Origin of the sequence: Rhizobium sp. WYCCWR 11152, from assembly GCF_013087615.1 — a bacterium.
GTDB classification, from domain to species: Bacteria; Pseudomonadota; Alphaproteobacteria; order Rhizobiales; family Rhizobiaceae; genus Rhizobium; species Rhizobium indicum.
Genome location: NZ_JABFCP010000008.1, coordinates 120,346 through 134,361, shown reverse-complemented (window position 1 = coordinate 134,361; position 14,016 = coordinate 120,346). Strand labels below are relative to the sequence as shown.

The window sequence follows — 14,016 nt, the reverse complement described above, 5'->3', positions numbered from 1 at the left end:
GTTCACCTCATTCTATTGTCTGGCGGCCAGGTCGAACCGGGCCGAATTGCTGCGCGGCGTCCAGAGGCTGCGGTCGATTGCTTCGCTGAGCCGCTCCCTCATCTCGTCGAATGCCGCCGGGTTCTTCTCGATCATGAAGTCACGCACGGCCGGATCGGTGACAAAGGCCTGGTAGACGGCCTCGAAATGGTGTTCGCCGACCGCGCCCGTCGTCGCCGAAAAGGCGAAGAGATAATCGACGGTGGCGGCGATCTCGGCGGCGCCCTTGTAGCCGTGGCGCATGACGCCCGCGATCCATTTCGGATTGACGACACGCCCGCGCACGACGCGGCCGATTTCCTCTTCCAGCGAGCGGATCACCGGCTTTTCCGGCCTGGAATGGTCGTTGTGATAGATCGGAGGACGCGCGCCGGCGAGCTGCTCGGCGGCGGCGGCCATGCCGCCCTCGAATTGATAGTAGTCGTCGCTATCGAGCAGATCGTGCTCGCGGTTGTCCTGGTTCTGGATAACAGCCTGCACCGAGCGCAGCCGCTCCTCGAACAAGCCGCGTTCGGCCTTGCCCTCCTCGCCGGCACCATAGGCATAGCTGCCCCAGACGAGATAGGCCTCGGCGAGATCGGCGCGCCGCTCCCAGCCCTTTTCGTCGATCAGTGCCTGCAGCCCGGCGCCATAGGCGCCGGGCTTCGAGCCGAAAACGCGGTAACCCGCCCGGCGCCTTGCCGCGACTTCGTCAAGACCGGCAGCCGCAAGCCTTGCCGCTTCGCCACGCATGCGCGTCGCGATCGGATTGTCGACCTCGTCCTCTTCAAGCGCGCCCACGGCACGGATCGCCTTGTCGAACAGCGCGATCTGCTCGGGAAAGGCGTCGCGGAAGAAGCCGGAAATGCGGAGCGTCACGTCGACCCGCGGCCGCCTGAGCATCGCCGGCGGAATGATCTCATAGCCGGTGACGCGGCGCGAGCTCATGTCCCAGAGCGGCTTGACGCCGATCAGCGCCAGGGCCTGGGCGATATCGTCGCCGCCAGTGCGCATGTTTGACGTGCCCCAGGCCGTCAACCCGAAGGAGACAGGCCATTCGCCATGATCCTGCACATAGCGGCGGACAAGCAGTTCCGCCGATTTTTTGCCGAGTTCGTAGGCGGCCGGCGTCGGCACCGCACGGCTGTCGACCGAGTAGAAATTGCGGCCCGTCGGCAGCACATCGGGCCGTCCACGCGTCGGCGCGCCGGAGGGGCCGGGTGCGACGAAGCGGCCGTCGAGGCCTTTGAGCAGGCCGACGATTTCGGCCGGGCCGCAGGCGAGGATGGAAGGTTTGAGGCGGGTTTCAATCTCGGAGACTACCAACCCGGTTTGAGACCAGAGGGCTGGGCACTCTATCTCGCCGGAGACGAACTTTGCAGCGAGCAGTTCGATGCGCTCGACGGTGTCTCCGTTGGTCCGCCATGGGGCGTCAAGAATATCTGCGAGGATATCAGGACGTGGGCCGGTCCAGACGGCGGCCATGTCACAATCGAGAGGGTCGAAGATGGAGGCACCCCCCTCTGTCCTGCCGGACATCTCCCCCACAAGGGGGGAGATCGAGGATGAGAGGCCTCGCTTAATCTCATGCGTCGAAGCTGCGGCATCTTCAAACAGTTCTTTTTCGGGAAGCCCAAGCGACTTGCCGATCTCCCCCCTTGTGGGGGAGATGTCCGGCAGGACAGAGGGGGGTATCCCCCCCACGCCGCCGCCCAATCTAGCATCCGCCGCGATCGCCCGCTGCAAACTTGCATCCCCACCCTCACCCAGCCCGCGCGGCACCCGCGCCAAAGCCACGGTGAGGTCCGTCAGCAACCGCCCCTCGGGCGAAACGCCGAACACATGCAGTCCATCGCGGATCTGCATTTCCTTGAGGTCGCAGAGATAGGCGTCGAGCTTCTTCAGCGCCTCGCCCTCGCTTTCGCCCTTGGCAATCCCGGCATCCCGGTCGAGGCCGATATCGGTGACAAGATCGAGGATCTGACGGCTGAGCAGACGAATGCGGCGGGGATCGCTGCCGGAGGCCTCGTAATATTCGTCGACCAGCGCCTCCAGATCCTTCAGCGGCCCGTAGCTCTCCGCCCGCGTCAAGGGCGGCGTCAGGTGGTCAATGATGACGGCAGCACTGCGGCGCTTGGCCTGCGTACCCTCGCCCGGATCGTTGACGATGAAGGGATAGAGATGCGGCAGCGGCCCGAGGATCGCCTCGGGATAGCAGCTTTCCGACAGCGCCAGCGCCTTGCCCGGCAGCCATTCGAGATTGCCGTGTTTGCCCATATGGATGACGGCATGGGCGCCGAACGCGCGGCGCAGGAAAGCGTAGAAGGCGAGATAACCGTGCGGCGGCACGAGATCCGGCGAATGATAGCTCTCTTTCGGGTCGATATTGTAGCCGCGCGCCGGCTGGATGCCGACGAGCACATCGCCGAAACGGGCGAAAGGCAGGGCGAAGACGCCTTCGCGAAAATACGGATCATCTTCGGGATCGCCCCAGCGGGCTCTCACCTCATCCTGAATCTTATTGGGAAGAGATTCCAGGAAGCCGTTGTAGCGACTCAGGGAAAGCGTCTCGCGGATGATCTTTCCGTCGGAACCGGAATTAGTCGGCCCTTCCATCAGATGCCATATCAGCGCGTCGCCGTCGGCCGGAATCTCGGCGGCCGGATACCCCGCCGCCCGCATAGCCTTCAGCACCTCGATGGTCCCGGCCGGCGTATCGAGTCCAACGCCGTTACCGAGCCGACCGTCGCGGTTTGGATAATTCGCCATGACGAGCGCAATGCGCCGGTCACCGGCTGATGTCTTCCGCAGCCGCGCCCAGTTGGCGGCGAGCTCCGCCGTGTAGCGCACCCGGCCAGCATCCGGTTCGCTGGCGACAATATTCGTCTCGACGGCAGCATCGTAGCGCGCCGCCGTCTTGAAGGAAATCGCCCGCGACAGCACCCGGCCATCGACTTCAGGCAGCGCCACGTTCATACCGAGATCGCGCGCCGACAGGCCTTGCGAGGAAGCCGCCCATGCCTCCCTCGACGAGGCCGACAGGATCGCCTGCAACACGACTGCCTCGTTCGCTTCCAACACCGTCGGCTGCCGGTCCGCACCCGGTGCGGAGACGGCAAAGCCGGTCGTGTTGATGACGACATCGGGTTTCAGCACCGAAAACACGCTTTCGAGAATGCCTGTGGAGATGGGATCCTTGAGACTATAGGCAAAGACCGGCAGCGGGCGCAGGCCGAGTGTCGTCAGCGCTCCGATGAGAGCTTCTATCGGCCCCGTCTCGCCGCTCTGCACCAAGGCGCGGTAGAAGCTGATGGCGACGATGGGGGAAGATGTGGGTTCGAATCCCATCTTCTCTGCCGAGTTTGAGATACCCCCCTCTGTCCTGCCGGACATCTCCCCCACGGGGGGGGAGATCGAGGATGAGAGGTCTCGTTCCATATCCTCGGCAGAAGGTGCCGCGTCTTCAAGCGTTTCTTTTGTGGGAAGCCCAAGCGACTTGCCGATCTCCCCCCTTGTGGGGGAGATGTCCGGCAGGACAGAGGGGGGTGTCCCTAGCTCAACCGACAAACGGACAGCCACACGCGAAGACACCACGGCAGCAGAAACCAGCCGCCACTCCTCAACCCCGATCAGTCCACGCCCCGGCCACCAGATACCGGCTTTCATCAAAGGTGCCGCCGGTGCCGGCTTCTCCGTGCCCGACAGCATCGCCCCGGCATAATCGAGAAAGGCCCGCGCATTGGCATCGCCGCCCTCGATCAGATAGGCCCAGAGCGCGTTGAGATCGTCGAGATCGATATTGGAGAAAGGAACCAGCCCGGCATCCGGCCTGGCATCGCCCGGCAGCACCGCAATCAGTGCCCCGGCGCGGGACGCTGCCGCATGCAGCGCTTCCAGCGCATAATGGAAATAGCTGGCGCCGCCGAGCGCCCGCACGACAATCAACTTGGCATGCCGCGCGGTGCGCTCGACATAGGTGTCGATAGACATCGGATGCTTCAGGCTCATCAGGCTGGCGAGCCGCAGCGAATGCGCCGCCCCACGGTCGCGATGGGCGGCGGCGATCGCGGCAAGCTCGCTGTCGGCCGCCGACAGGAACAGGATGTCGCCCGGCGTCTGCCCGAGGTCGATTGCCTCCTCGCCGTCGCTGATCGTTCCCTGTTGAGCCAGAAGCAGATGCATCGGGTTACGCCAGCGCTTCGATCGCCGCCCTCACCGCGTCCTGATCCATTTCGTGCAGGCCGATGACGACAAGGCGCGTGGCGCGCTTTTCGCTCGCGCCCCAGGCGCGGTCGAAATAATGGTCGATGCGGCTGCCGACGGCCTGGATCTGGAGGCGCATCGGCTTGCCCGAGACATCGACGAAACCCTTGAGGCGCAGCACGTCATGGGCGACAATGATGCCCTTAAGCGCTTCGACGAAGCCAGCGGGATCGGCAATGGGTCCGAGCTCGACGACGAAGCTGTCGAATTCATCATGGTCATGCGGCGCACCGTCCTCATGCTCCAGCTCGTGATGCGACTTGCGATTGGCGACATCGTCCTCCGTGCCGATGCCGAGGCCGAGCAGGATGCCGGCCGACACCTCGCCGTTCTTCGCTTCGATCATCACGGGCTTGCGCACCGTGCGGGAGGCGACCTCGTCGCGCACCCTGATAAGGCCGGCAGCGTCGATCAGGTCTGTCTTGTTGAGCACGATGAGATCGGCGCAGGTAAGCTGGTCCTCGAACAGCTCCTCGATCGGGCTTTCGTGATCGAGCGACTCGTCCTCGGCGCGGCGCGCATCGACAGCATCATGGTCATCGGCAAAACGCCCTGCGGCAACGGCGGCGCTATCCACCACCGTGATGACGCCGTCGACAGTCACCTGCGTGCGGATATCAGGCCAGTTGAAGGCGGCGACCAGCGGCTGCGGCAGAGCAAGGCCCGAGGTCTCGATGACGATATGGTCGGGACGCTGTTCGCGCTCGAGCAGCTTCGTCATCGTCGGGATGAAGTCATCGGCGACGGTGCAGCAGATGCAGCCATTGGTGAGCTCGATGATGTCATCCTCGGTGCAATTTTCCGCACCGCAGCCCTTAAGCACGTCGCCGTCGACGCCGAGATCGCCGAATTCGTTGATGATCAACGCAATCTTCTTGCCGCCGGCATTGGTGAGCAGATTGCGGATCATCGTCGTTTTGCCGGCGCCGAGGAAGCCGGTGATGACGGTTGCGGGAATCTTCTGCTGGTTCATAGACTTAACCCTTCATTTTCAGCGGCAGGCCTGCCGCGATGAAATAAACTTCGGCGGCCTTCGCCGCGATCGATTGGTGCAGCCGGCCGGCATGATCGCGAAAATCCCGCGCCATGCGATTGTCCGGCACGATGCCGAGACCGACCTCGTTGGAAACGAAAACAAGCCACGCCTTCGCGGCGGGCAGGAAATCGGCAAGGGCTGCAAATTCCGCCGCCATATTCCGCTCCTCCATCATCAGATTGGTGACCCAGAGCGTCAGGCAATCGACCAGCACGATGCCCCCTTCGCCGTCTATGGCGGCGAGTTTACCGACGAGATCGAGCGGCTCTTCATGCGTTGTCCAGGACGGACCCCGATCGGCCTTGTGTTGGGTGATGCGCGCCTGCATCTCCTCGTCCCATGCCCGGCCGGTCGCGACATAGTGACGGTCGAGGCCGGTCGCTGTGACGAGGGATTCGGCGAAACGGGATTTGCCGGAACGTGCGCCGCCGAGGATGAAGGTGGCGGTCATACTCAAAAGCCCCTCAGGGAGAGTGCGTAGCCGTGGCTTGTTCCGAGTGCACCTTTCTCGGCTACTGAGAGTGTGACACCCCCCTCTGTCCTGCCGGACATCTCCCCCACAAGGGGGGAGATTGAATCGCCGAGAGCTTTTCTCCAAACAATTGATGTAACACGACGGTCGTGCGGCTTGCCGACCTCCCTCCTTGTGGGGGAGATGTCCGGCAGGACAGAGGGGGGTACCCAGCATTCGACATAAGCGGCCGAAAACACTCCTCTTGCAGCGCTGCTTGGAGGCGTGGCATGCGCCGCACCAGGCCGCGCCGAATTCAATCGTTCAGCCAAGACAACCTCCGTGCTGGCAACGGGCATATTGCCCAGGTGTGGGCTTCTCGCCCGGCACGCATGGCAGGTCTCCTGGCTCGCGGTTATCGGCCGCGATCGGGGCAGACCGGAAACCGGTCGCCCTGATCGTGCCAGCGGATCATCCTCGCCTTCCCGGCTGCATCAGTGAAAAGGTGGACGATTCGTAGACTTGAGAGGCGTCCGACCCCGGTTGATCACCATGCATATCCAGTGGCTTTTCCGGCATGTCACCCATCCCGCCCGCTTGCATTATTGCAAGCCGCCGGCCGGAAGGGCCTGATGCCGGATGGAAGACCCTGACCGCTCTACAGTCGCGGGGTCGGCTGTGATGAAGGCGCCCGGCTTGGGTCCGCCCCGTCACATTCCCTTTTCATCCGGAAGGGCGCAACACCGATCCGGAACCATCCGTTATGTCAGGATGGTCAGTCGACCATCCGTTATCGGGATGGTTAGGCAAGCGCAGGGATGAAGTCAACCGGCCTTGGCGGCCGCCCGATCGCCAGCCACGCGACGCACTTACCCAAGCACGACTTACTCTACCTTAAATATCGTCATTTATCAGAGGCTTACGTCATAAAAAATTTATTCCATCCGCCGGCTTTTCGCCGCAATTGCGTCGCAAGCGGACTGCGCGACCATCTCCGCCCTTGACCGGGCCTCTCCCCGCCTAGTTGTCTAGCCATGCTTATGAAATTGGATCGGCGCCGTTTCCGCGCGCTGCGTGTTTTCTTCGATCCGGGACGCCTGCGGGCGCTGGCCCGCCGTAGCGAGGTCGGCCTGTCGCTTGCGGGCGCCGTCGTCGGCGTCATCTCCGGTCTCGCCGTCACCGGCATGAGCTACGTCTCCAACGAGCTGCATCAGCTGGTCTTCGGCATCGCCGACAGCGAAAGGTTGAGCTCGTCCGAGATCGAAAACAAGCTGCTGCTGCTCACCGCCCCCGTCATCGGCGGCGCCCTGCTCGGCCTGCTGCTTTTCGTGCTGGCGAAACGGCGCAAGAAACCGATGGTCGACCCGATCGAGGCCAATGCGCTGCATGGCGGTCGCCTGTCCCTGACCGACAGCATCATCGTTGCCGTGCAGAACCTGATCTCCAACGGTTTCGGCGCCTCCGTCGGCCTGGAGGCCGGCTATACCCAGCTTGCCGCCGGACTCGCCTCGAAATTCGGCCTGAAGCTGCAGCTTCGCCGCTCGGACTTGCGCACCCTCGTTGGCTGCGGCGCGGCAGGCGCCATCGCCGCCGCCTTCAACGCGCCGCTGACCGGCGCCTTCTATGCTTTCGAGCTGATCATCGGCACCTATACCATCGTCTCGCTGACGCCTGTCGTCGTCTCCGCCCTCGTCTCCACCCTGATCGCAAGGCTGCTTGCCGGCAGCGATTTCACCATCGATATCGGCAGCTTCGGTTCAGTCGTGCCGGCCGATTATATCCCGGCGCTGCTGCTCGGTGCTTTCTGCGCCGGTGTCGGCATCCTGATCATGCAGGGCGTCGCCTTTGTCGAGGAGCTGGCGCGCAAGAGCTCGATCGCCCCACCCTTCCGCCCGGCGCTCGGCGGCATCATCGTCGGGCTGTTGGCGATGATCTCGCCGCAGGTGCTCTCGGCCGGCCATGGCGCGCTGCATCTCAACCTTTCTCATGAGGTGGCGATCCCGACGCTGATCGGCCTCTTCCTCTTGAAATCCTTCGCCTCGGCGATCTCGATCGGCTCCGGCTTCAGGGGCGGACTGTTCTTCGCCTCGCTATTCATGGGCGCCCTGCTCGGCAAGCTCTTCGCCTATTGCGGCCCCTATTTCGCCGATGCGACGCTGACGCCCGTCATCTATGCCGTGGTCGGCATGAGTTCGCTTGCCGTCGCCGTCATCGGCGGGCCGCTGACCATGACGTTCCTGGCGCTCGAAATCACCGGCGATTTTCCGATCACGGCACTGGTGCTCGCTGCCGTCATCACCTCCTCGCTCGTCGTGCGTTCGACCTTCGGCTACTCCTTCGCCACATGGCGGTTCCATCTGCGCGGAGAAAGCATCCGCAGCGCCCATGACGTCGGCTGGATCCGCAACCTGACGGTCGACAAGCTGATGCGCGCCGACGTCAAGACGGCAAGGGCGGGCATCTCTCTGGAGGAATTCAAGCAGGCCTTCCCGATCGGCTCGACCCAGCGCGTCATCCTCGTCGAGGAGAGCGACAAATATGCAGGCCTCGTGCTGGTGCCGGAGATCTACGCGAACCCGACCGACGCTCAGGACGAGGGCAAGACGCTTGCCGATTTTATCCACTACCGCAACGATTTCCTGCAGCCGCAGATGAATGCCAGGCAGGCGGCGGCGATCTTCGACAAGAGCGAAAGCGAAGCGCTCGCCGTCGTCAACAACCTGATCGAACGCAAGGTGATCGGCCAGCTCAGCGAAAGCTATACGCTGCGCCGCTACAGCGAAGAACTCGACCGCCGCCGCCGAGAGGTCTCAGGCGAGATCTGAGCGCCGTCGCGCCGATCGGATCGACGCTTCAGACGGCGTCGGCGAGCTTGAACACGTCGGCCCGCTTCGAAACGCCGCGCAGTTCAAACGAACCCAGATACTCGCAAGCCACGGCGCAGGTGGTCGCGAAGCTCTCCGACATCAGCAGGTCTTGCTCAAGCGTGCCGCAGAGCTTTTCAAGCCGCGAGGCCTCGTTGACGGCCCTGCCGATCACCGTGAAATCAAGCCTGCCGCGCGCGCCAATATTTCCATAGAAAACCTCGCCGAGATGCAGCACGACGTCGACACCGATGTCAGGACCTCCATCGCTCCTCCGCTGACCGTTCAGCACCTTGTTGGCTTCCAGAATATTCCTTGCCGAAGCCAGTGCGGCCATGCACGCCTTTTGCTGGTCTTCGGCATCGGTCGGAAAGATCGCCAGCACGCTGTCGCCCATGAACTTGAGGATCTCGCCGGAATTCTCCTCGACATGCCGGCCGATCAGCTCGAAATGCTCGTCCAGAAACCCGGCAATTTCGCCTGGCTGATAGACTTCGGTCAACGCCGTGAAATTCCTGAGATCCGCAAGCAGGATCGCAGCATTGATGGAGCCACCCTTTCCTCTCTGGATCTCGCCCGCAAGGATGCGCGCGCTTGTCTTGGCGCCTGTATAGACGGCAAGGATATCCGATGCGGTTTTCGATGCCGCGATGCGGTAGCAAGCCAGCCCCAACGCCGGGAAGAGCTTCGCGACGATCGCCAGTTGATTATCAGAAAATCCGCCCGGCCTGTCGCTTGTGAGAGACAGACTGACCCCGCGCAACGCAGCCTCCTTCGGAAACTCCAGCAGGCTCACCAGATGATCCGTGCCGCCACCATGCGCGAATTCCGCAAGCTGCGGGTAGTTATCGACACCCTCACCCTTGGCGATGTTCCATCGACCTGACGTTTCGCCACGACCCAAAAGAAAATAGATCGGGGTCTTCTCGAAATTCAGCACTCCCGCAGTGCCATATTCGGCATTCTCGATCGTGGTCGCACCGCCGCGCACGAAATTGGCCGAGACGCCGCCATACATGGGATGAATTGACGGCATTGAAATGCTTCCCCGCCAGATCGGAAAGCCATCCGCGATCAGCCGATCGCACAATCCGGCTATCAGCTCGCCAATATGCTCAGCTGTGATTCCGTGTTCTATAAGCCACTGAATATGATTGTTAATTTCCGAACCTCCAAATGACCGACGCAGTTTATGGTCGGAAATCGGGCAAATGGACGGCGATGGCCAACCGGGGCGGCGCCAAGTCAACCAATAGTCGAGTCAGGCAGATATTTCTAGCCACTGACTCCGGCAACGACAACCACAGGGCATGCTGAAGGAATAATACCTGCCGTTGCCGTTATTGCCTGCCGACGAGAAGCGGTGGAGAGTGCGGCAGAAATAAAAGACGGTGCCGCAGCGCCTGCGGATATCTCACATCCTCACCGTCATGCCGCCGTCCACCGTCAGTACGTGGCCATTGACGAAGGAAGCGGCGTCGCTTGCCAGAAACAGCGCCGCGCCGGCAATCTCGTCCGGCCGCCCCCAGCGCTGAACCGGGATGCGCTGACGCACGAAGGGCATCAATTCCTCGTTCGCGGCCATCGCCGCATTCGTCTCGGTGGCAAACCAGCCGGGCGCAATCGCATTGCTGGTGATCCCGTGCGGGCCGAATTCGACCGCCATGCCGCGCATCAGTCCGGTCAGGCCCTGCTTGGCTGCCGGATAGACGCAGTCGCCGGGCATGACGACATGGCCGCTGATCGAGGTCACCGCGATCAGGCGGCCGTGATTGCGTCGCTTCATCAGCACGGCAGCGTCGCGCGAAAGCGTCATCGCCGCCGCCAGGTCGGTGCGCAGCAGCTCGATGATCGCATCATCGTCGAATTCGGCCAGAGGCCGCCTGTCGCGGGCGCCGACATTGTTGATCAAAATATCGAGGCGACCATGGATCTTGTCGATATCGGCCATCGCAGCACGCTGGGCATCGCGGTCGGCGATATCGAATGCGGCCGCCTCCGCCGTGCCACCCGCTACACGGATAGCCTTTACGGCGTCTTTCAGCGTCGCCGCCGTGCGTCCGTTGACGATGACATGCGCGCCGGCCTCGGCAAGGGCGCGCGCCATCTCGAAGCCCAGACCACGCCCGCCGCCGGTCACCAGCGCCACCTGACCTGCCAGTGAAAATCTGTCCAATATGCTCATCATTTTCGTCGCTCTCAACCGGGTCCGTCGCGACAGTTAATGGACTCAGTCAACTAATTTGGCAATAGAGGAACGACGAGACCGGAGACGCATTCGGCTTAACCGAGCAGCCCGGCCAGCCAGTGCGGATCGAGATGACGTTCCAATTCTCCGGCGATCTCGTCAAGCGCCTGCTCGACGCTCTCGCGGTAATTCCGCTGCTCGCCCAATAGCCCAAAGCTTTGAAGCAGCCGAGCGCGGTAGCTGTCGCTGCCGAACAGCCCGTGCAGATAGGTGCCCATGATCCGGCCGTCGGCCGAAATCGCCCCGTCGGGCGCGCCGTCGATGATTGCCGAAGGCCGATCGCAATCCGGGCCGCGGGTGATACCGAGATGGATCTGGTAGCCGGCAAGCGGCGCGTCATATTCCGTCGAGCGAGCCTGGCTGTTGCGCACGGTTTTCTCCGGCGCCATCTCGGTCTCGATGTCGAGCAGCCCAAGCCCCGGCGTCTCGAGCGTCCCGCCCTCGATGCCGAGCGGATCATGCACCATCCGGCCGAGCATCTGATAGCCGCCGCAGATGCCGATCACCCGGCCGCCGCGCCTGACATGCGCCTGGAGATCGCGGTCCCAGCCCTCAGCCCTGAAGTCGGCGAGATCCGATATCGTCGATTTCGAGCCGGGAAGCACGACGAGGCTCGCATCGGCAGGTATCCGCGCGCCTGATCGCACGAAGACCAGCTCGACATCCGGCTCGGTCCGCAGCGGGTCGAGATCGTCGAAATTGGCGATACGTGGCAGCACCGGCACGGCGATCTTCAGCGCGCCCGCCCCGCCCCTCGCCAGCCGTTCGAGCACGACCGAATCTTCGGCCGGCAGGCGCGCAGCACCCGGCAGCCACGGCACGACGCCGAAGCATCGCCAGCCGGTAAAGCCTTCGATGGCGCGGATGCCGTCGTCAAACAGCGAGACGTCGCCGCGGAATTTATTGATGATATAGCCCGCAATCATCGCCCGGTCGTCATCCTCGAGGATCGCATGCGTGCCGACCAGCGAGGCGATGACACCGCCGCGGTCGATATCGCCGACGAGCACGACAGGCACGCCGGCCCGCGTCGCAAAGCCCATATTGGCGATATCGCCGGCCCTGAGATTGATCTCGGCCGGCGATCCGGCGCCCTCGACGATAACGAGGTCGGCGCCTGCAGCCACTTTTTCGAAACTTTCGAGCACGGCGCCGAGCAGCTCAGGCTTCAGCCGCTGGTAGTCCCGCCCCTTCGCCTGGCCGAACACCCTGCCCTGCACGATGATCTGGCTGCCGTTTTCCGATTGCGGCTTGAGCAGCACCGGGTTCATGTGCACCGAGGATGGCGTGCGCGCAGCCAGCGACTGCAGCCACTGCGCCCGACCGATCTCGCCGCCGTCATCGGCGACCGCCGCATTGTTCGACATATTCTGCGGCTTGAACGGCCGGACCGTCAGCCCACGATTGGCCGCCAGCCGGCAGAGGCCCGCAACCAGCACCGTCTTGCCGACATCGGAGCCGGTTCCCTGCAGCATGATCGCTCTTGCCATGATGGCCCGCATTCGCCTCTCGTTCAGGCGAGGCCTACAATGGGCGGCAACCTCGGGTCAAGCTTGGCTCGGGTCAAGACTTGGCTTGGGGCAAGTTCTCACGCAAACGCGAAAACCGCGCATGGCCTTTGGCTCTGCGCGGTTTGCCGAAAACTCAGGCGTCTTCGCCCTTACACGGCGAAGCTCGCTTTCTCCGGTACGCACTACCTGAACCGGAGAAGCGGCGGTCATTGCTGCCACGCCCCAACTGATAACGGCACATTCTTACCGGAGAGTTATTGAAGGCTTACGCAAATGTTAATTTTGATCTTTTTTGACATTCTCGTCGAAATTTCTGCCGGAGAGCCGCCGCCGGTCGCGAAGAGCGTGCATTTCACCAGAGGGCGCCATTTTCGGGATGCCGATATAAATTCTTCGAATTCAATAATTTAGTCACGCAACCATGAGCAGAAGTGGTTGATTTCTGCGAGCGAACGCGTAGGCTCCGTCAAAATGCGCCATTGTTGAACATGGCCTGCCCATGAACCGGAAAGCCTGTTGCGGTATCGCCCGGCAGGCATTTTCCCTTCGGGTGCCGGAGAGATTTGTCGGTAGATTTCAGAGCCTGCGCGTCCGCCTAAGAAGAATTCGGGGAATGACGATGAAGACGTTTCTGATTCCGGCCGTCTTTGCCGCGGCTCTTTCTATCGTCGCGCCGGCTGAAGCCGCCGAATGCGGCAGCGTTTCGATCGCCGAAATGAAATGGGCCTCGGCAGGCATTGCGGCGAGCTTCGACAAGATCATCATGGAAAAGGGATACGGCTGTTCCGTCACCATTGTCGATGGCGACACCTTGCCGACCTTCGCCTCGATGAATGAGAAAGGCACCCCCGACATCGCCTCGGAATACTGGATCAATTCCGTCAGGTCCCTGCTCGATCAGGCTGTCAACACCGGCCGGCTGGTACAGGGGGCCGAAATCCTGGCCGATGGCGCCGTCGAGGGTTGGTGGATCCCGAAATTTGTCGCCGACGCCCACCCCGACATCCGCTCGGTCGAGGACGCGCTGAAGCATCCCGAACTCTTCCCCGCCGAAGACGACCCGTCGAAAGGAGCAGTTTACAACTGCCCCGCCGACTGGAGCTGCCAGATATCGACCACCAATCTGTTCAAGGCGCTTGCCGCCGACAAGAAGGGCTTCGAGCTTGTCGAAACCGGCAGCCCCGAACGGCTCGATGCGTCGATTGCCCGCGCCTTCGACAACAAGGTCGGCTGGCTCGGTTATTACTGGGCGCCGACCGCCATCCTCGGCAAATACGACATGACGCGCCTGAGCTTCGGCGTCGGCCATAACAAGAATGAATGGGACCGCTGTACCGCGGTTGCCGGCTGCGCCAGGCCCGAAGTCAATTCCTACCCGGTCTCGCGCGCCTTCACACTAATGACCAGGTCCTTCGCCAGCCGCACCGGACCTGTCACGACCTATCTCAAGACCCGCAAATGGGACAATGCGACCATCAACCAGGTGCTCGCCTGGCAGGACGAAAACCGCGAAAGCAACGAGGATGCCGCGATCTATTTCCTTCGCAATTACGAGAGTCTGTGGACGAAATGGGTGCCGGTCGATGTAGCCGAGAAGGTCAAGGCGAGCTTATAACGGCCAAAAC

8 protein-coding genes and 1 riboswitch are annotated in these 14,016 nt (G+C 62.6%); of the genes, 2 read left to right on the top strand and 6 right to left on the bottom strand.

Going from position 1 to position 14,016, the window contains the following annotated elements; genetic code table 11:
- Positions 1 to 12: 12 nt before the first annotated feature.
- The 3 genes from cobN to cobU are packed head-to-tail and all read right to left on the bottom strand — an operon-like array spanning position 13 to position 5,768.
- Positions 13 to 4,200, bottom strand: a complete 4,188-nt coding sequence (cobN, locus tag G9X67_RS10490) for a cobaltochelatase subunit CobN (protein ID WP_171598646.1) — start codon at positions 4,198 to 4,200, stop codon at positions 13 to 15.
- Between the two features lie 4 nt (positions 4,201 to 4,204).
- Complete coding sequence (gene cobW / locus G9X67_RS10485) at positions 4,205 to 5,254, bottom strand: cobalamin biosynthesis protein CobW (protein ID WP_171598645.1); 1,050 nt, start codon at positions 5,252 to 5,254, stop codon at positions 4,205 to 4,207.
- A gap of 4 nt (positions 5,255 to 5,258) precedes the next feature.
- Entirely contained in the window at positions 5,259 to 5,768 is a 510-nt protein-coding gene (gene cobU, locus G9X67_RS10480) for a bifunctional adenosylcobinamide kinase/adenosylcobinamide-phosphate guanylyltransferase (RefSeq protein WP_171598644.1), read from the bottom strand.
- A gap of 376 nt (positions 5,769 to 6,144) precedes the next feature.
- Positions 6,145 to 6,542: riboswitch (cobalamin riboswitch) on the bottom strand.
- A 260-nt stretch (positions 6,543 to 6,802) separates the two neighbouring features.
- Here cobU and G9X67_RS10475 point away from each other — a divergent pair.
- Entirely contained in the window at positions 6,803 to 8,593 is a 1,791-nt protein-coding gene (locus tag G9X67_RS10475) for a chloride channel protein (protein WP_171598643.1), read from the top strand.
- Positions 8,594 to 8,621: 28 nt separating this feature from the next.
- Here the strand turns inward: G9X67_RS10475 and G9X67_RS10470 are convergent, their stop codons facing one another.
- From G9X67_RS10470 to G9X67_RS10460, 3 genes are all read right to left on the bottom strand, one after another.
- Entirely contained in the window at positions 8,622 to 9,668 is a 1,047-nt protein-coding gene (locus G9X67_RS10470; protein ID WP_246705390.1) for an adenylate/guanylate cyclase domain-containing protein, read from the bottom strand.
- Positions 9,669 to 10,046: 378 nt separating this feature from the next.
- Positions 10,047 to 10,817, bottom strand: coding sequence for an SDR family oxidoreductase (locus tag G9X67_RS10465; protein WP_138330019.1), 771 nt, complete (start codon positions 10,815 to 10,817; stop codon positions 10,047 to 10,049).
- 98 nt (positions 10,818 to 10,915) lie between these two features.
- Entirely contained in the window at positions 10,916 to 12,370 is a 1,455-nt protein-coding gene (locus G9X67_RS10460; RefSeq protein ID WP_171599038.1) for a cobyric acid synthase, read from the bottom strand.
- A 634-nt stretch (positions 12,371 to 13,004) separates the two neighbouring features.
- Here G9X67_RS10460 and G9X67_RS10455 point away from each other — a divergent pair.
- Positions 13,005 to 14,006, top strand: coding sequence for a glycine betaine ABC transporter substrate-binding protein (locus G9X67_RS10455; RefSeq protein WP_171598641.1), 1,002 nt, complete (start codon positions 13,005 to 13,007; stop codon positions 14,004 to 14,006).
- Positions 14,007 to 14,016: the final 10 nt, after the last annotated feature.